Annotated in this window: 17 protein-coding genes; 9 read left to right on the plus strand and 8 right to left on the minus strand. The window is 60.1% G+C overall.

The genetic code is table 11. From position 1 onward, the window contains the following. Positions 1–113 precede the first annotated feature (113 nt). Positions 114–329, plus strand: a complete 216-nt coding sequence (gene rmf / locus KGA96_RS24110) for a ribosome modulation factor (protein ID WP_003223300.1) — start codon at positions 114–116, stop codon at positions 327–329. Positions 330–613: 284 nt separating this feature from the next. Here the strand turns inward: rmf and KGA96_RS24115 are convergent, their stop codons facing one another. Continuing rightward, the gene (locus tag KGA96_RS24115; RefSeq protein WP_046042881.1) at positions 614–1633 is read right to left on the minus strand and encodes a quinone-dependent dihydroorotate dehydrogenase; all 1020 of its coding nucleotides are present in this window, start codon (positions 1631–1633) and stop codon (positions 614–616) included. Between the two features lie 228 nt (positions 1634–1861). Between KGA96_RS24115 and KGA96_RS24120 the strand changes: the two genes are divergently transcribed. The 8 genes from KGA96_RS24120 (at position 1862) to cobA (ending at position 13335) form a co-directional block, all read left to right on the plus strand. After that, a complete protein-coding gene (locus KGA96_RS24120) occupies positions 1862–3073 on the plus strand; it encodes a CmpA/NrtA family ABC transporter substrate-binding protein (RefSeq protein ID WP_046042960.1) in 1212 nt (403 codons plus the stop codon). A gap of 15 nt (positions 3074–3088) precedes the next feature. Next, a complete protein-coding gene (locus tag KGA96_RS24125) occupies positions 3089–3664 on the plus strand; it encodes an ANTAR domain-containing response regulator (RefSeq protein WP_046042882.1) in 576 nt (191 codons plus the stop codon). Between the two features lie 234 nt (positions 3665–3898). Then, positions 3899–5110, plus strand: coding sequence for a nitrate/nitrite transporter (locus tag KGA96_RS24130; protein WP_046042884.1), 1212 nt, complete (start codon positions 3899–3901; stop codon positions 5108–5110). 7 nt (positions 5111–5117) lie between these two features. Beyond that, on the plus strand, positions 5118–6785 hold the full coding sequence (locus KGA96_RS24135; RefSeq protein WP_223515168.1) for a bifunctional protein-serine/threonine kinase/phosphatase: 1668 nt from the start codon (positions 5118–5120) through the stop codon (positions 6783–6785). A gap of 290 nt (positions 6786–7075) precedes the next feature. Beyond that, complete coding sequence (nirB, locus tag KGA96_RS24140) at positions 7076–9529, plus strand: nitrite reductase large subunit NirB (RefSeq protein ID WP_151213285.1); 2454 nt, start codon at positions 7076–7078, stop codon at positions 9527–9529. Continuing rightward, positions 9526–9843, plus strand: a complete 318-nt coding sequence (nirD, locus tag KGA96_RS24145; RefSeq protein ID WP_046042889.1) for a nitrite reductase small subunit NirD — start codon at positions 9526–9528, stop codon at positions 9841–9843. The genes nirB and nirD overlap by 4 nt, the downstream gene beginning before the upstream one ends. Next, positions 9843–12560 carry a nitrate reductase gene (locus tag KGA96_RS24150; protein ID WP_046042891.1) on the plus strand — a complete coding sequence of 906 codons (2718 nt, stop codon included), beginning with the start codon at positions 9843–9845 and terminating at the stop codon, positions 12558–12560. The genes nirD and KGA96_RS24150 overlap by 1 nt, the downstream gene beginning before the upstream one ends. A gap of 10 nt (positions 12561–12570) precedes the next feature. After that, on the plus strand, positions 12571–13335 hold the full coding sequence (cobA, locus tag KGA96_RS24155; RefSeq protein WP_046042893.1) for a uroporphyrinogen-III C-methyltransferase: 765 nt from the start codon (positions 12571–12573) through the stop codon (positions 13333–13335). A 73-nt stretch (positions 13336–13408) separates the two neighbouring features. Here cobA and KGA96_RS24160 read toward each other — a convergent pair whose 3' ends face one another. The 7 genes from KGA96_RS24160 to KGA96_RS24190 form a co-directional block, all read right to left on the minus strand. Next, complete coding sequence (locus KGA96_RS24160; protein ID WP_046042894.1) at positions 13409–14452, minus strand: OmpA family protein; 1044 nt, start codon at positions 14450–14452, stop codon at positions 13409–13411. A gap of 107 nt (positions 14453–14559) precedes the next feature. Continuing rightward, complete coding sequence (gene sigX / locus KGA96_RS24165) at positions 14560–15150, minus strand: RNA polymerase sigma factor SigX (RefSeq protein ID WP_015096065.1); 591 nt, start codon at positions 15148–15150, stop codon at positions 14560–14562. Positions 15151–15240: 90 nt separating this feature from the next. Next, positions 15241–16065 (minus strand): mechanosensitive ion channel family protein, encoded by an 825-nt coding sequence (locus KGA96_RS24170; RefSeq protein WP_008048604.1) that lies wholly within the window; start codon positions 16063–16065, stop codon positions 15241–15243. 2 nt (positions 16066–16067) lie between these two features. Then, positions 16068–16316 (minus strand): hypothetical protein, encoded by a 249-nt coding sequence (locus KGA96_RS24175; RefSeq protein ID WP_008017601.1) that lies wholly within the window; start codon positions 16314–16316, stop codon positions 16068–16070. Between the two features lie 62 nt (positions 16317–16378). After that, positions 16379–17374 carry a zinc transporter ZntB gene (locus tag KGA96_RS24180; RefSeq protein WP_046042896.1) on the minus strand — a complete coding sequence of 332 codons (996 nt, stop codon included), beginning with the start codon at positions 17372–17374 and terminating at the stop codon, positions 16379–16381. 26 nt (positions 17375–17400) lie between these two features. Then, a complete protein-coding gene (rraA, locus tag KGA96_RS24185; protein WP_172435379.1) occupies positions 17401–17889 on the minus strand; it encodes a ribonuclease E activity regulator RraA in 489 nt (162 codons plus the stop codon). 140 nt (positions 17890–18029) lie between these two features. Next, the gene (locus KGA96_RS24190; RefSeq protein WP_046042898.1) at positions 18030–19019 is read right to left on the minus strand and encodes an alpha/beta fold hydrolase; all 990 of its coding nucleotides are present in this window, start codon (positions 19017–19019) and stop codon (positions 18030–18032) included. Positions 19020–19169: the final 150 nt, after the last annotated feature.

Here is a 19169-nt window from a genome sequence, read left to right on the forward strand (position 1 = left end):
CCAACACCTTGGCTCGTCACGCCGGCAACGAGCCACCAACGGCAGAGTTTTTCTGCCAGACCTCAATAGAGGTCGACGCGATAAATACAGTCAACAAGTGAGGGCAACACCCTATGAGAAGACTTAAGCGTGATCCGTTGGAAAGAGCATTTTTGCGCGGATATCAATATGGCGTTGGTGGTAAATCCCGTGAGCTTTGCCCATTTACTCTACCGTCGGTACGTCAAGCCTGGATCAACGGCTGGCGAGAAGGACGCGGCGACAACTGGGACGGTATGACCGGCACTGCGGGAATCCACAGACTCAACGAACTTCACGCCGTCGGCTAATTACAGGGCACAACACTCCGACACGACAATTTGATTTTGTACTGAATTAACCACGCACGTCCCATCCGGACGGCGGGCTCCGGCCCAGGGGCTCCTTTATGGAGCCCTTTTTTATGTCTGCCAGAAACACCGCGACAAACCTTTGTGGCGAGGGGGCTTGCCCCCGTTGGGCAGCGAAGCTGCCCTAAAACCGAACAATGCGGTGTATCAATAGCATTGCGATCATAGGGCTCACGACTGCTTCGCAGCCGGACGGGGGCAAGCCCCCTCGCCACAAAAGCTCGTTAGCGTAGCGCTGCGATTGCGTCGACCGACTCACGAATCAGCGCCGGGCCTTTGTAGATGAAGCCCGAGTAGATCTGCACCAGGCTCGCGCCTGCAGCGATTTTCTCCGCCGCGTGCTTGCCTTCGGTAATGCCGCCCGCCGCAATGATCGGTAAACGCCCGCCCAGCTCCGACGCCAGCACTTGCACCGTGTGGGTACTCTTGTCACGAACCGGTGCGCCGGACAGACCGCCGGCTTCTTCGCCATGCTCCATGCCTTCGACGCCTACGCGGCTCAGGGTGGTGTTAGTCGCAATGACCGCATCCATCCCGGTTTCGATCAGCGCTTGCGCAACTTGTGCGGTTTCTTCGTCGCTCATGTCCGGCGCGATCTTGATCGCCAGCGGTACATGTTTGCCATGACGCAATGCCAGTTCCGCGCGGCGCTCGGCCAGATCGGCCAGCAACTGCTTGAGCGAGTCACCGAATTGCAGGCTGCGCAGGCCCGGCGTGTTCGGCGAACTGACGTTGACCGTCACATAGCTGGCGTGGGCGTAGACCTTGTCCAGGCAGATCAGGTAGTCGTCCACGGCACGCTCGACCGGCGTATCGAAGTTCTTGCCGATGTTGATGCCCAGCACGCCCTTGTACTTGGCCGCCGCCACGCGGGCCAGCAGGTGATCGACGCCGAGGTTGTTGAAGCCCATGCGGTTGATGATCGCCTCGGCTTCCGGCAAACGGAACAGGCGCGGCTTCGGGTTGCCCGGCTGCGGACGCGGCGTGATGGTGCCGATTTCGACAAAACCGAAACCCAGTTGGGCGAAACCATCGATGGCCGCGCCGTTCTTGTCCAGGCCGGCGGCCAGCCCCACCGGATTCGGGAAGTCCAGGCCCATGACATTCACCGGCACCTTCGCCGGGGCCTTGCACAGCAAGCCGTTGAGTCCAAGACGCCCGCCCGCGCCGATCAGGTCCAGGGACAGATCGTGGGAGGTTTCCGGGGAGAGTTTGAACAACAGCTGACGGGCCAGGGTGTACATGGGCGGATTTGACTCGATTGGCGGCGAATTGAGGTGGCGATTATAGCCGTGCAACGGGGCGGCAAGCGAGGCGCGTGATCAAATCAACGGACGATGGCATATGCCTTGCACCACTCTGGGCACCAGCACCCATGCCAACGACCGAATGTGTGCAAAGACAATGGCGTCGTCCCCGGCCTGCTCATGCAAGAACTCGGGACGACGTTTTTTTTGCAAGGTGAACACGCGATGAACGAACCGTCAGCCGGCCCTCTGGCCTGGGTCAATGGCAGCGATGCCCCGGAAAAAACCGAAATCAATCTCGGCTTCATGGCCCTGAGCGACTGCGCCTCGGTGGTTGTCGCCGCCACCCAGGGCTTTGCCCAGCCCCACGGCTTGACCCTGAACCTCAAGCGGCAGTCGTCCTGGGCCAACCTGCGGGACAAACTGGTCAGCGGCGAACTCGATGCCGCCCACAGCCTCTACGGTCTGATTTATGCCGTTCACCTGGGCATCGGTGGCGTGGCCGCGACCGACATGGCCGTGTTGATGGGCCTGAATCAGAACGGCCAGAGCATCAATCTGTCCCACGGTTTGCAAGCGCTTGGAGTGACCAGTCCTGAAGCACTGGATAGGCACGTGCACCAAACTCGCTCAAAACTCACCTTCGCCCAGACGTTTCCCACCGGCACCCATGCCATGTGGTTGTATTACTGGCTCGCCAGCCAGGGCATTCACCCGCTGCTGGATGTCGACAGCGTGGTGGTGCCGCCACCGCAGATGGTCGCGCACCTGCGGGCCGGGCGTATCGACGGCTTCTGCGTCGGCGAACCCTGGTCCGCCAGCGCCGTGCAACAGGACCTCGGTTTCACCCTGGCCACGACCCAGACCCTCTGGCCCGATCATCCGGAGAAGGTCCTCGGCTGCACCCGTGCATTCGTCGAGCAATACCCCAATACCGCGCGGGTGTTGGTGATGGCGGTTCTGGAAGCCAGCCGCTTCATCGAACAAAGCACCGAGAATCGCCGCAGTACCGCACAATTGCTCAGTGCCGCGCAGTACCTTGACGCACCACTGGACTGCATCGAACCACGCCTGCTGGGCGAATACGCCGACGGCCTTGGCCAGCGCTGGCAAGACCCGCACGCGCTGCGCTTTCACGGCGATGGCGAGGTCAACCTGCCGTACCTGTCCGACGGCATGTGGTTCATGACCCAGTTCCGCCGCTGGGGCTTGTTGCGCGATGATCCGGACTATCTCGCGGTTGCCCGGCAGGTCCAGCAACTGGACCTCTACCGTGAAGCCGCCCGTGCCGTCGGCGTCGCTTCGTCAGCCGAGCAAATGCGTAGCAGTCAATTGATCGACGGCAAGATCTGGGACGGTTCGGACCCGGCCGGTTATGCCCGCAGTTTCAAACTGCACGCCATGAGCGACAGCTCGCACCGATCCGCCAGCCGCTGACAGGAGACCACGAACATGCTGCGTATCCTGCTGATCAACGACACCGCCAAGAAAGTCGGACGCCTGAAGGCCGCCCTGACCGAGGCCGGATTCGAAGTGATCGATGAATCCGGTTTGACCATCGACCTGCCAGAACGCGTCGAAACGGTGCGTCCGGATGTGATTCTGATCGATACCGAGTCACCGGGCCGCGATGTCATGGAACAAGTGGTGCTGGTGACACGCGACCAGCCACGACCGATTGTGATGTTCACGGACGAACACGACCCCGATGTGATGCGCCAGGCGATCAAGTCCGGGGTCAGTGCCTACATCGTCGAAGGCATTCACGCACAACGCCTGCAGCCGATTCTCGACGTGGCAATGGCACGCTTCGAAAGCGACCAGGCCTTGCGTGCCCAGTTGCATGCCCGCGACCAGCAATTGGCCGAGCGCAAGCGCATCGAACTGGCCAAGGGAATGCTGATGAAAATGAAGGACTGCAACGAGGAAGAGGCCTACACGCTGATGCGCCGCCAGGCGATGAGCCGCCAGCAGAAGCTGATTCAAGTGGCGGAGCAGATTATTGCCATGAGCGAGTTGCTGGGTTGACCCCGCCACAAAAGCAGTGTTGGCACAGATCTCGCTAAGTAATCACTACAGGTAACCAACGGCGGTTGCCCCACCTACGACAAAGACGTCGCTCACCTCATTTGCCCTTGGCGGATCGGGTGGCGGCGTTTTTTCGTTTTGGCCCCACAGCACGGGGCCGGTGGTGCGGCCGTATCGGCGCCCCACCTGCAAGCTCATGACTCCTTTCGAGACTCTTCACAGCTGAGGTGCGCAATGAATTCAAGCTTCTGGAAATCCGGCCATACACCCACATTGTTCGCAGCGTTCCTCTATTTCGACCTGAGTTTCATGGTCTGGTACCTGCTCGGTCCTTTGGCGGTACAGATCGCCGCCGACCTGCACCTGACGACGCAGCAACGGGGGCTGGTGGTCGCCACGCCGATTCTGGCCGGGGCGGTGTTGCGCTTCGTGATGGGGATGCTGGCTGATCGCCTGTCACCCAAAACCGCCGGCCTGATCGGTCAGGTCATCGTGATCTGCGCGCTATTCGGCGCTTGGAAACTCGGGATCCACAGCTACGAGCAAGCCTTGGTGCTGGGGCTGTTCCTCGGTATGGCCGGCGCCTCCTTCGCCGTCGCCCTGCCCTTGGCCTCGCAGTGGTATCCACCACAGCACCAAGGCAAGGCCATGGGCATCGCCGGCGCGGGTAACTCAGGCACAGTGCTCGCGGCATTGATCGCCCCGGTGCTGGCGGCGGCGTTTGGCTGGAGCAACGTGTTCGGGTTTGCCCTGATTCCGTTGATCCTGACCCTGGTCGTCTTCGCCTGGCTGGCCCGCAATGCCCCCGAGCGGCCAAAGGCCAAATCCATCGCCGACTACTTCAAGGCCCTGGGTGATCGTGACAGCTGGTGGTTCATGTTCTTCTACAGCGTGACGTTCGGCGGCTTCATCGGCCTTGCCAGCGCCCTGCCCGGTTACTTTAACGACCAATACGGCTTGAGCCCGGTGACTGCCGGCTACTACACCGCTGCCTGCGTGTTCGGCGGCAGCCTGATGCGTCCCTTGGGTGGCGCGCTGGCTGACCGGTTCGGCGGCATTCGGACCCTGTTGGCGATGTACACCGTCGCGGCGATCTGCATTGCCGTGGTCGGCTTCAACCTGCCGAGTTCCTACGCCGCACTGGCGCTTTTCGTCTGCACCATGCTCGGTCTGGGTGCAGGCAATGGCGCGGTATTCCAGTTGGTGCCCCAGCGCTTTCGCCGGGAAATCGGCGTGATGACCGGCCTGATCGGCATGGCCGGCGGCATCGGCGGGTTTGCCCTTGCGGCCGGCATGGGCGCGATCAAGCAAAGCACCGGCAGCTATCAACTGGCGCTGTGGTTGTTCGCCAGCCTCGGCGTTCTGGCCTGGTTCGGTCTGCACGGCGTGAAACGTCGCTGGAGAACCACCTGGGGTTCGGCCGCCGTGACGGCTGCGCGGGTCTGACGCCACGATGAGCCTGCAACTGAGTTTCGCTGAAGCCAGCGCCATCGGTCCTCGCGAGGAAAACCAGGACGCCCTGCGCCTGGTCACGCCGGCTCCGGCGCTGGCCGCGAGCAAGGGTTACCTGTTCGCGATTGCCGACGGTGTCAGCCAATGCGTCGATGGCGGTCTGGCTGCCCGTTCGACGCTGCAGGCCCTGGCGCTGGATTACTACGCTACGCCGGAAACCTGGAGCGTCGCACAGGCACTCGATCGTCTGCTGCTGGCGCAAAACCGCTGGTTGCAGGCCAATGGCGGCGGGCAACCGCTGCTGACCACCCTCAGTGCGCTGGTCCTGCGTGGCCGGCGTTTTACCCTGGCCCATGTCGGCGATTGCCGGGTGTATCGCTGGCACGCCGACCAATTGCAGCGAATCAGCGAGGATCACGTCTGGGACCAGCCGGGCATGCAGCATGTGCTGAAACGGGCGCTGGGGCTCGATCAACACCTGGTGCTGGACTTTCTCGACGGTGAGTTGCGCGTCGATGAAAGCTTCGTCCTGCTCAGCGACGGCGTCTGGGCCGTCCTGGGCGATACTGCCATTGCCGCGATCCTGCGGGATCAACCGGACTTGCACAGCGCTGCGCAAACCCTGGTCAATGCCGCACACCTGGCGGGCAGTCAGGACAACGCCAGCGCTCTGCTGGTGCGGGTCGATGCCCTTGGCGAAGCGAGCATTGGCGATGCGTTGATGCACTTACAGCAATGGCCACTGCCGCCAGCCCTGAAACCGGGTCAGGCGTTCGAAGGCTGGCAGGTCGAGGGGATCGTCGCACAGAGCCAGCAATCACTGCTTTATCGCGTTCGCGACAGCCAGCAACAACCCTGGCTGCTGAAAACCCTGCCGGGGCGTTTGCACGACGATCACCAGGCCGGGCAAGCGTTACTGTCGGAAGAATGGTTTCTCAAACGCGTGGCCGGTCGACATTTTCCTGAAGTCCATGCCGCCAGTCAGCGTCAGCATTTGTACTACGTGATGCGTGAGTATTCGGGCGCTACCCTGGCCCAACGGCATGAACAAAGCGGCCCCTTGCCGCTGCCCCAGTGGCAAGACATCGCCGAACGCTTGCTGCGAGCGGTCGGCCTGCTGCATCGACGGCAGATCCTGCATCGCGATATCAAACCGGAAAACCTGTTGCTGGGGGACGATGGTGAGTTGCGCCTGCTGGATTTCGGCCTCGCCTACTGTCCCGGGCTTTCGCAAGACCTGCCCTGGGCGCTGCCGGGCACACCCAGTTACATCGCGCCCGAAGCCTTTCGCGGCGATGTACCGACGCCACGGCAGGATTTGTATGCCGTCGGTGTGACCCTGTATTTCCTGCTCACCGGGCACTATCCCTATGGCGAAATCGAAGCGTTCCAACGCCCGAGGTTTGGCCTCCCGGTCGACGCCAGCCGCTACCGGCCCGACCTGCCGGACTGGATCGCCCATAGCCTGGAGCGCGCCGTGGCAGCGGCCCCCGACCAGCGTTTCGAAACGGCGGAAGAATGGCTGCTGCTGATGGAACAGGGCGAACGCCGCAGCTTGAGCGTACGCCCCAAGCCCTTGCTGGAGCGCGAGCCGCTGAAAGTCTGGCGGACATTGGCGCTGGTGTCCTTGCTGCTGAACCTGGTGCTGCTGGTGGTTGCGCTCCATTAACGGGCAATGCGCCTTGAATCGGTGCATTCCCTTACGGCTCTGTCCTTGCGAACGGGGAAATAGCCAACAAACACGGGATTCGAGCGACTTGGCATAACCACTGCATTACCTCTTGCAACAGACATACAGCGCAGGCTTCAACGACGAAGGTTGCACTTCCCGAGAGAACGGGACCAGGACAAAGGCGTCCTCGCTAGGCAACTAGCGGGACGCCTTTTTTTGTTTGCGCAAAATTTGTCGAGCATGGCCTGAACCCTGATGAGGCAGGCCTGAGCTCCCCGGAGAACCTGATGAAAAAACTAAAACTGGTGATGATCGGCAACGGCATGGCCGGGGTCCGGACCCTGGAAGAGCTGCTCAAACTGAGCACTGAGCTGTACGACATCACGGTCTTCGGCGCCGAACCGCACACCAACTACAACCGCATCCTGTTGTCGCCGGTGTTGGCGGGCGAACAGACCTTCGAAGAGATCGTGCTCAACGACCTGGACTGGTACCTGGAAAACAACATCAAGCTGCTGCTCAACCGCAAGGTGGTGGAGATCGACCGGGTCAAGCGCCGGGTCATCGCCGAAGACGGCAGCGAAGCCGAATACGATCGCCTGCTGATCGCCACCGGCTCGACGCCCTTCATCCTGCCCATTCCCGGCAACACCCTTGAGGGCGTGATCGGCTACCGTGACATCGCCGACACCCAGGCCATGATCGACACCGCGAAAACCCACCGTCACGCCGTGGTGATCGGCGGCGGCCTGCTCGGTCTGGAGGCCGCCAATGGCCTGATGCTGCGGGGCATGCACGTGACCGTGGTGCATATCGGCGAGTGGTTGCTGGAACGGCAACTGGACAAGACCAGCGGCCAGCTACTGCAAAGCGCGCTGGAATCTCGCGGCCTGCACTTTCGCCTGTGCGAGCAGACACAGGCCTTGCACGACGCGGGCAACGGCCGGGTCGGATCGGTGCAATTCAAGAACGGCGACATCATCCCCGCCGACCTGGTCGTGATGGCCGCCGGCATTCGCCCCAATACCGAACTGGCGGAGAAATCCGGCATTCCGTGCAGCCGCGGGATTCTGGTCAACGACACACTGCAAACCTACGACCCACGGATCTATGCCATCGGTGAGTGTGCCAGTCACCGCGGCATCGCCTATGGATTGGTGGCGCCGCTGTTCGAACAGGCCAAAGTCTGCGCCAACCACCTCGCCCAACTGGGTTTTGCCACCTACAAGGGGTCGGTGACCTCGACCAAATTGAAGGTTACCGGCATCGACCTGTTCTCCGCCGGCGACTTCATGGGCGGTGAAGGCACCGAGACCATCACCCTCTCGGACCCGATTGGCGGGGTCTACAAGAAACTGGTGATCAAGGATGACGTGCTGGTCGGTGCCTGCCTGTACGGCGATACGGCAGATGGCGGCTGGTATTTCCGGCAGATCCGTGAGAATCACGCCATCGGCGAGATCCGCGATCATCTGATGTTTGGTGAAAATGCACTTGGCGATGTAGGACATCAGGGCCAGGACAAAGCCATGAGCATGGCCGACACCGCCGAAGTCTGCGGCTGCAACGGTGTGTGCAAGGGCACCATCGTCAAGGCCATTCAGGAACACGGGCTGTTCAGTGTCGACGACGTCAAGAAACACACCAAGGCTGCCAGCTCCTGCGGCTCCTGCGCCGGCCTCGTCGAACAGATCCTGATCAACACCGTGGGCGGCGCTGCGGACGTCAAACCGAAAAGCGAAAAGGCCATCTGCGGCTGCAGCGACCTCAACCACGGGCAAATCCGCCAGGCCATCCGCGAGCAGCACCTGCTGACAATCGCCGGCACCATGAGCTACCTCAACTGGCGCACACCCAACGGCTGCGCCACCTGCCGGCCGGCGCTCAACTACTACCTGATTTCCACCTGGCCTGGGGAAGCCAAGGACGATCCGCAATCGCGACTGATCAACGAACGCGCCCACGCCAACATTCAGAAAGACGGCACCTACTCTGTAGTCCCTCGGATGTGGGGCGGCGTGACCAACCCTTCAGAGCTGCGGCGCATTGCCGACGTCGCCGACAAGTACAACGTGCCGATGGTCAAGGTCACCGGTGGCCAGCGCATCGACTTGCTGGGCATCCGCAAGCAAGACCTGCCGGGGGTGTGGAAAGACCTGGACATGCCGTCCGGCCACGCCTACGGCAAATCCATCCGTACGGTGAAAACCTGCGTCGGCAGCGAGTTCTGCCGCTTTGGCACCCAGAACTCCACACAACTTGGCATTGAACTGGAACATGACCTGTTCAACATGTGGTCGCCGCACAAGGTGAAGCTGGCTGTCTCCGGTTGCCCGCGCAACTGCTCGGAAGCCGGTATCAAGGATGTGGGAATTATCGGTGTGGACTCCGGCTGGGAGATGTACATCGGTGGCAACGGCGGGATCAAGACCGAAGTCGCGGAGTTCTTCGTCAAGCTGAAGACCGCCGAAGAAGTGCGCGAATACAACGGTGCATTCCTGCAGCTCTATCGCGAAGAAGCCTTCTACCTCGAACGCACCGTGCACTACCTGCAACGGGTCGGCATGGAACATATCAAGAAAGCCGTGCTGGAAGATCCGGAGCGGCGCAAGGCGCTCAACGATCGCCTGCAGTTCTCGCTGTCGTTCGAACAGGACCCGTGGAAGGAACGCCTGGAACAGCCCCAGCTGAAAAAAGAATTCGACGTCATCCCCGTGAAAAACCTGGAGGTGCTGGCATGAACTGGCTGGATATCTGCGCACTGGAAGAGATCAATGCCCTGGGCTCGCGGATCATCGCCGGGCCAAAGGGAGACATCGCGATTTTTCGTACCAGCGACGACGAAGTGTTCGCCCTTGACGACCGCTGCCCGCACAAGGGCGGCCCGTTGTCCCAAGGCCTGGTCTATGGCAAGCGGGTGGCCTGCCCGTTGCACAACTGGCAAATCGACCTGGAAAGCGGCGAAGCCCTGGCCCCGGACATCGGCTGTGCCCATCACCATCTCGCCCGGGTGGAAAATGGCCGAGTGATGCTGGCCCTGCGGGATGCAGGCTGATGGACCGCCAGATCACTGCATCCACCTGCTGTTACTGCGGGGTCGGCTGTGGCGTGCTGATCGAACACGACGGCGAGCGCATCCTCGGCGTCAGCGGCGACCCGGCGCACCCGGCCAATTTCGGCAAACTGTGCAGCAAGGGTTCGACCCTGCACCTGACCGGCGACTTGACGGCGCGGGCGCTGTACCCCGAACTGCGTCTCGGTAAAGGCCTGGCCCGTCACCGAACCGATTGGGATACCGCCCTCGATCACGCTACCAGCGTGTTTGCCGCGACCATTGCCGAACATGGCCCGGACAGCGTCGCGTTCTACATTTCCGGGCAACTGTTGACCGAGGACTACTACGCCTTCAACAAGCTGGCACGTGCCCTGGTAGGCACCAACAACATCGACAGCAATTCGCGCCTGTGCATGTCCTCGGCGGTGGTCGGCTACAAGCGCAGCCTGGGTGCCGACGCCCCGCCCTGCAGCTACGAAGACCTGGAGCTGAGCGATTGCGTGATGATCGTCGGCAGCAACATGGCCTACGCTCACCCGGTGCTGTTTCGCCGGCTGGAAGCCGCCAAATCCCGCCGGCCGCAGATGAAGGTCATCGTCATTGACCCTCGTCGTACAGACACCTGCGATCTGGCTGACCTGCACCTGGCGATCTTGCCGGGCACCGATGTCGCCCTGTTCCATGGGATTTTGCATCTGCTGCTGTGGGAAGACTGGATCGATCGTGACTTCATCCGGGACCACACCGAAGGCCTGGCCGAGCTGAAAAACCTGGTGCGTGACTACACGCCGCAAATGGTTTCGCAGCTCTGCGGAATCAGCCTCGGGCAATTGCAGCAATGTGCCGAGTGGATCGGCACATCACCGAGCTTTCTGTCGCTGTGGTGCATGGGGCTTAACCAGTCCACCGCCGGCAGCGCGAAAAACAGTGCACTGATCAACCTGCACCTGGCCACCGGGCAGATCGGTCGTCCCGGCGCCGGACCTTTCTCCCTCACCGGTCAGCCAAATGCCATGGGCGGGCGGGAAACCGGCAGTTTGTCCAACCTGCTGCCCGGCCACCGTGACGCCGCCAATGCACAACACCGTGAGCAAGTCGCGTCCTACTGGGGCGTCGAGCAACTGCCGGAAAATCCCGGACTCACCGCAATCGAGCTGTTTGAGCAAGTGCGCAACGGCAAGATCAAGGCGCTATGGATCGCCTGTACCAACCCCGCGCAATCCATGCCGGACCAGACGGCCGTGCGCGCAGCCTTGCAAGCCTGCCCGTTCGTGGTGCTGCAGGAAGCCTTCAGCACCACTGAAACCGCGAAGTTCGCCGACCTTCTGCTGCCCGCTGCCAGTTGGGGTGAAAAGGAAGGTTGCGTGACCAACTCCGAGCGGCGCATTTCCCACGTACGCCAGGCAATCGTCGCACCGGGTGAGGCGCGGCCGGACTGGGCAATCACCGTAGATTTCGCACAACGTCTGGAAAAACACCTGCGTCCCGGCCAAACCAGCCTGTTTGAATTTGATAATCCCGCTCAGGTCTTTGACGAATACAAACAACTGACTCAAGGCCGCGACCTGGATCTGTCCGGCATCAGCCATGCACTGATCGATCGTCTCGGCCCGCAGCAATGGCCCTTCCCTGTGGGTGCCGTTGAAGGTACGGCACGGCTGTACGTCGACGGGATATTTGCCACTGCCAATGGGCGCGCAAAGTTCGTGGCCGATCCGTATCGCGCCGCCAAAGAGCAACGGGATGCTCGCTTCCCGCTGACCCTGATCACCGGCCGCCTGCGCGATCAATGGCACGGCATGAGCCGCACCGGCACAGCCGCGCAGCTATTCGGCCATGTCAACGAAGCGGAGTTGAGCCTGCACCCGGACGAACTGCGCCGCCATCGCCTGCAGCCTGGGGATCTGGTCAGCCTGAAAAGCCGACGCGGCGCCGTCGTCGTCGCGGTTGCCAGCGATGACAGCGTGCGCCCGGGCCAGGCCTTTTTGCCGATGCATTGGGGCGACCGTTTTCTCAAGGGCGGGGTGAACAGCCTCACCCTGCCCGCATTCGATCCTTTGTCAAAACAGCCCGAACTTAAACACAGCGGCGTTCGCCTGGATCCGGTGGATTTGCCCTGGAAACTGTTCGCACTGATCGAGGGCGATGTTCAACGGCATTTTGAGACGCTACGACCGCTCTGTGAGGCGTTTTCCTACGTCAGCCTCAGCCTTGTTGGTCGCGAGCGCCCTGCCCTGCTTGTACGGGCGGCCAATACTTCAGCACCTTCGGCAGAGCTGCTAAGCGAAATCGATAAAAACCTGGCGCTCGATGACGGCCCGGTGCTGGCTTACGACGACCCTCGACGGGCCATCGGCAAGCGCGTGCGGATCGAAAATGGCCGGATCACTGCCATTCGATTGGCCGGTGAAACCCTTGCCCAGCACTGGTTGCAGGGGCTGTGGCTCGAAGGTCGCGCGGACCAGCAACTGCGGCGCTGGTTGCTTGCGCCGCTGAGCGCACCACCGGGCAATCTCGACGCGCCCGTCAACGCGAACAAGATCCTGTGCAATTGCAAGAACGTCGGCCAGAACGCGATCTGCGCTGGCATCAGCCGCGGCTTGGACTTGCAGGGACTCAAGCAAGAACTGGGTTGCGGCACGCAATGCGGGTCCTGCGTTCCGGAAATCAAACGCCTGCTGGCTGCCACGGCGCAGCCAATCACCGTCTTCTCGTGAGGAAAACACTATGAGTGCAAAAGTCTGGCTGGTAGGTGCGGGCCCGGGTGATCCGGAGTTGCTCACGTTGAAAGCGGTACGCGCCTTGCGCGAGGCTGATGTGGTGCTGATCGATGACCTGGTCAATGTCGCGGTACTCGAGCATTGCCCCGGGGCACGGATCATCCCGGTGGGCAAGCGCGGTGGCTGCCGCTCCACCCCGCAAGCGTTCATCCATCGCCTGATGCTTCGTTATGCCCGGCAGGGTAAATGCGTGGCCCGGCTCAAGGGCGGAGATCCGTGCATTTTCGGTCGAGGTGGTGAAGAAGCGCAGTGGTTGCGTGAGCGTGGGGTCGAAGCCGAGTTGGTCAACGGCATCACTGCCGGGCTGGCGGGGGCAACGCAATGCGATATTCCGCTGACTTTGCGCGGTGTCGCCCGTGGTGTCACGCTGGTCACCGCACACACCCAGGACGACAGCCAATTGAACTGGCAGGCACTGGCTCAAGGCGGAACGACATTGGTGATTTACATGGGAGTGGCCAAGCTCGGTGAAATCCGTGAGCAGCTAATGGCCGGTGGCATGGCGACGGATACGCCCGTGGCCATGATTGAAAATGCTTCCTTGCCCCATCAACGGGAATGTCGGAGCACTCTTACAGAAATGGATGAAGCGGCCTACAGATTCCAGCTGAAAAGCCCTGCCATACTGGTGATCGGCGCAGTGGCAGCCAGTGCAACTCAATCCCTGTGGGAGCATGATTTGCCTGTGATGGCGGCGGATCAGTCAGCGTAGTTTCAGCTGTTTCACCAAATCGCAGACAAAGAAAAGCCCGGCCTGAGCCGGGCTTTTCAGAGCTGCGAGCTAATTACTTAGCTTGAGCTTCAACCTGCGCTTCTACGCGACGGTTAACAGCGCGACCAGCTTCAGTTTTGTTGTCAGCAACTGGGCGGGATTCGCCGTAGCCAACGGACTGAACGCGGGACGACTCAACACCGTACTGGTTGGTCAGAACTTGCTTAACGGCGCTTGCACGACGCTCGGACAGTTTCTGGTTGTAAGCGTCAGGACCGACGGAGTCAGTGTGACCTTCAACAGTAGTGGTGGTGGATGGGTACTGCTTCATGAAGTCAGCCAGGTTCTTGATGTCGCCGTAGCTGTTTGGCTTGACTACCGACTTGTCGAAGTCGAACTTCACGTCCAGCTCTACACGAACGACTTCAGCAACAGCTGGGCAGCCATCAGCGTCAACAGTTACGTTGGCTGGGGTGTCAGGGCACTTGTCAACGTTGTCGCAAACGCCGTCGTTGTCGCTGTCGGAGCAAACTTCTGGAGCTGGAGCTGCAGCGACAGGCTTGTTGCCGCCACCGAAGTTAACACCCAGACCTACGGACGGGATGTAGTCCCAACGGCCGTTGTCCAGCTTGTAGTCAGCTTCTACGCCAGCACGAGCGTAGACGTTTTCCAGGAAGTAGTACTTCAGGCCAGCGCCAGCAGTCAGGAAAGTCGACTGGTCACGACCGGTGTGGCCGTCAGCGGCTACGTTGGTCATGCTGCCGTGCTTAACACCACCTTGAACGTAAGGACGCAGAGCGTCGCCAGCGTTGTTGAAGTGGTACTGAGCGTTCAGACCGAACTGGTCGCCTTCGATTTTCTGATTACCAGTACCGTTGTTCGAACGGGTGTGGTCGTCATTGTTGTAGGTCAAGTTCAACGATACGTCGTCGGTCAAGAAGTAACCGATGGAGGCGCCAGGAGTGTAGCCGTCTTCAACGTTGTTAACGCTGTCGTTGTACTTCTTCCCGTAGTTGAGCTCGCCTTCAACTGCGCCTTGGCCTTGTGCCAATGCGCCGAACGAAGTAGCGGCAATAAGAGTACCAATGGCCAAGCCCAAGGTGTTTTTCAGTTTCATCCGTTAAATCCCCATCTGGTGATTGTGAAGCAGTCCCGCAAACCGGGGGACAACTCGGCGGCAAGTCTAACAGAACTTGCCTACACGTAAGAGATATTTGCGCTGAACTAAGTTTCAGCAATGCCTGCAAATTTCTCACGCAATTTATCTAGAGCGCGTTTGTACCGCATTTTTGTTGCACTCAAACCCATATGCATGATGTCTGCGATCTCCTGAAACTCCAGCTCTGCGACAAATCGTAGCACCAGAATTTCCCGGTCAATCGGGTTCACATACACCAACCAGCGATCAAGTCCACCCTTTTCCTCAGGTTTCGGCGTCTTTTCTTCGGACGCTTCCTCGAGGGGGTCAAGACTCAATGCGTCCATCAAGCGACGCTTTCGCCTTTCCTTCCGATACTGTGTGATGCACTCGTTGTACGTGATGCTATATAGCCATGTCTTGAACTTCGATTTACCTTCGAAGTTCTTCAGGCCATACAGCACCTTCAACATGACCTCCTGACAGACATCGTCTGCGTCGCGATCGTTCCCGAGATAGCGTGCGCACACGTTAAATAATGTTCGCTGGTAACGCCGCATCAGTTCTTCATAAGCGCGTGTTACGTGAAACAGCTCGGTATGCGAGCGCGCGACCAACTCCTCATCAGAGAGCTCGCGGGGGTCGTAGCGCATGGATAACGATTGGGCTTTATTCAAAACAAGTCGGGCCGACAGTCAGGTCAATGTCCGCCGCTGCCAGCGTGAGCAGGCATTTTGCGGCGGCATACATTAGCAGGGTTTGCCGGGTTAGCGGCTACTCACATGCTGCTCAAGGAGAATCCGATTGGAAAGAGAGACTAGCTCACCCTCATCGGTCAGCAATGTGGTTTTAACCGTGCCGATCTCTTCGATCTGGCCTTCGACCTCGCCAACCCGCACTTGTTGCCCAACCTGGTACAGCTCACGCACGTAGATTCCCGCAAGAATCTGGCCGGCAATTTCCCGGCTTCCCAACCCCATGGCCAGCGCTACCGCCAGACCAACGGTTATCAACACAATCACGATCACATGGTTGAGCAGGTCAGTCTTGACCTCCAACTGGCTGATCGCAACCGAAATACTAATGATGATCACCAAGCCCTGGGCAATCCGCCCAAGCCCTGAAGCATAGTCCAGACCCACGCCTTCTGCTGCTCCGCGCACCAGTCCGTTGGCCAGTTGCGCCAGCAGCACACCTACCAGCAACACCAGCGCCGCGCCGAATACCTTCGGCAAATACAGCGCAAGCATGTCCAGCGTAGCTGAAACTCGCTCAAGGCCAAGAGATTCTGCCGCAGAAACCAGAAAAATAAGCAGAACGAACCAATAGACGATCTTGCCGATCAGGGTCGAAATAGGAACTTGCAACCCTGCGCGGGACAGCAATTTGGTCAGGCCGGTGCCGCCCATCAAGCGGTCAAGGCCCAATTTGGCGAGCAACTTGGAGAGCAAGGTGTCCAGCAGCTTGGCCACGACAAAACCCAACAGCAGCACAACCAGTGCGCCGAAGAGGTTCGGAATGAAGTTCGCAACCTTGGTCCACAACGCAGTCATTGCAGTGACGAGGCTCTGAGTCCAGAGATCAAGTTCCATATTCAATCAGCCTTATCAGCAGTGCGAGCAGTAGGTTTACGAAGACGGGATACCGGCGCGACATGGGCCGATCCGTTGTTGAGGGCGATCATCAGTGCGGGCAACCAGCGCCCCAGCAGACTGAACAAATCACCGGCGCCGACCTGGCGGTTGGCGGTTTTCAGCACACGCCCCAGGCACGCATCGTCGTCCCGGGTGGACGGTGAGGCGTTGAGCATGTCGCGTAAAGACTGTTCAAACGGATCGTGCATACGCACCTCTCGTGATGTCTGTGGGAGACGCGGTCAGATTTGGTCGGGTCACATGGTTTCCCTCAGACCCAGCGCAAACGTCGGAACAACCACCACTGCCCCAGCGCCACCAAGACCATCATCAGGCAGGCGATCAGAAAGCCGTAAGGGCTGGCAGAGAATGGAATTCCACCGACGTTGATCCCCAAAAGCCCGGTCAGAAAACTCATCGGCAAAAAGATCCCGGTGATGATCCCGAAGCGATACATCGTGCGGTTCATGCGCACGCTCAAGCGACGGTCCTCAGCCTCCAGAACCAGCCCCACTCGCTCCCGGGTCAATTCCAGCTCTTCAAGATAACGAGTCAGGCTGTTGTTCAATTCGTTCCAGTAATCACCATCATCCTCGACGAACCAGGGCAACTTGATTCGCGTCAACTGCCCGAAAATGTCCCGCTGCGGAGCAAGAAAGCGCTTCAACGCAGCCGCCCGGCGACGAATCTGCAAAACCGATCCGTGCTCAGGAGTATACCGTTCGTCGGCATCCAGTTTTTCTTCTTCCTCATCGACCACTTCCGAGAGACAGCTGACCAGATCCTGCACCTTGTTGGTGAGGTACTGCGCCATGCAAAGGATGAGTTCGGAGGCGGTTTTCGGCCCCTTGCCCTCGGACAGTTGCACCAGCAGTTCATCGGTGGCACGCAACGGACGCAAACGCAGGGAAATGACACGCTGGGCAGAGCCGAAGATCCGCACCGACACCATGTCTTCCGGCTCGGCACCGGGGTTCAGATTGACCCCGCGCAAAAATAGCAGCAGTTCGCTGTCGGAAAGCTGTAAAAGTCGCGGACGGGTGTTTTCTTCGAGTAACAGGTCACAGCTGAATTCGCTAAGACCGCTGGATTTGCGCAACCAGGTCCGGGTTTGCGGATGACTGCGATCCCAGTGCAGCCACAGGCTTTCATGGGCCTGCAGCTGCAAGTCATCGAGTTCAGTCCGGGCAATCGAACGCGCGCCGCCTTTACCGTCCAGTACCAGGGCATGCACCAGCCCCCATTGCGCGTTTTCTTCCTCGAACATCCGCACTCCTTTGGTCGACCCGCGCTTTATTCAGGCATTTTCAGCGGGCTGGGCGAGATGATCACGCCGTTGTTGTCCGCATAGATGTAATGGCCCGGGTGGAAGGTCACGCCAGCGAAGGTCACGGCAACGTTGAGATCGCCGATACCGCGCTTGTCGGTTTTCATTGGGTGGCTGGCCAGTGCCTGAACCCCCAGGTCGGTTTGCGCGATGACGTCGACGTCACGGATGCAACCGTAGATCACCAGGCCTTCCCAGCCATTCTTGGCCGCTTTCTCGGCGAGCATGTCACCCAGCAGCGCACGGCGCAGAGAGCCCCCGCCATCGACCACCAGGACCTTGCCATCGCCCTTGAGCTCGACTTGCTCCTTGACCAGCGAGTTGTCCTCGAAGCATTTGATGGTCACGATTTCGCCACCGAAGGAATCACGGCCGCCGAAATTGCTGAACATCGGTTCCAGCACCTGCACCAGTTCCGGATAGGCATCGCACAGGTCAGGCGTGAGGTAATGGATCATCGAGAAACTCCTGTGAAGAGGAAGACAGCACGAACATCAGTGATGGCTCAGCCACGCAAAGTGACCAGAACAGCTCAATGCGTCATATCTTAGCCGCAAGCCGACCAGAGCGAAATGCCCTTGTTAGAGCGTCAGGCTCAGATTGCCGCGGCCAAATCCTGTTGCGCGCCCGGCAAAGGTGTCTGCTGATCGGCCAACCAGCGCGTCACCAAAGGCCAGACTTCAGCCTGGGCTGCCTTGCTGACGAGCATTTCCACGTGACCGAAATTGTCGCCGAAGCCCTGCTCGCGCCCCAGATTGATGAATTGCTTGTGCTCGGAACCGAACTGCTCGAACAGCTTGCGACACGCCCAGGCCGGGTCCTGATGATCACCCGCGGCACTGACCGCCAATACGGGCAACTTGACCTCGGCCAGGCCTGCCCACCAGTCCTTGTCGGCATCGCCGAAGCGCCCGAACAAGCCAAACCAGCGCATGCTTTCCAGGGCCAGGCCGATGGGCTCGTCCTCCGGACCGCGCTTGAGCCTTGAACCGGACAACTGGGCAAAACGCTTGAGAATGAAGCGACCACTCCACTCCACCGGCGGAATCTTCAATGGCCAGTAGGTGCGGCTGACTTGTGTACCGAAAAACGCCGCCGAGGCCACGACCGGCTCACCGATGTACTCGCCACCCAACGCTGCGGCCAACGTAGTACCGCCCAGCGAGTGACCGATCCAGTGCGGCACCTGCCCGCTCTGTTCGCGCACGAACGCGCCAATGGCCGGCAGATCATAGCGTGCGTAGTCGGCGACACGGTTCTTACGGTAGTCGTGGTTACGCTGGGACAGGCCGTGACCGCGCATTTCCGGAATCCAGACGTCGAACCCCAGGCGGGCCAGGTAAGCACCCAACCCCAGGCCCTTGGGAGAAAACCAGAACCGGCGATTGGAAAAGCTGCCGTGTAGCAGGATCACCGGCACACCACGGGAGGACGACCCATCGGCCATGCCAAGGCGTGTCACAGCCAGTTCGACGGTGAAGTCGGGGCTGTTACCGGGTTTCAAACGATAGACATCTTCGCTCAGATCACCGCGCCGTTCGGCGCTGATCAGGGCGACAGGAAATAGGTTGCTGCTGCTTTGCATAATCTCTTGCACAAAAAAGGGCGGCATCCAGATGGAGCCCGCCCTGCTTGAATCTTAAAGGCAGTGTTCACCGACCACGCTGCCAATCATTGTAGGAGCGAGCCTGCTCGCGATGGTCGCCAACGATGACGCGTTCATTCTGAAAAAAAC

The organism is Pseudomonas sp. GL-R-26 (assembly GCF_019947365.1).
Classification (GTDB): Bacteria; Pseudomonadota; Gammaproteobacteria; order Pseudomonadales; family Pseudomonadaceae; genus Aquipseudomonas.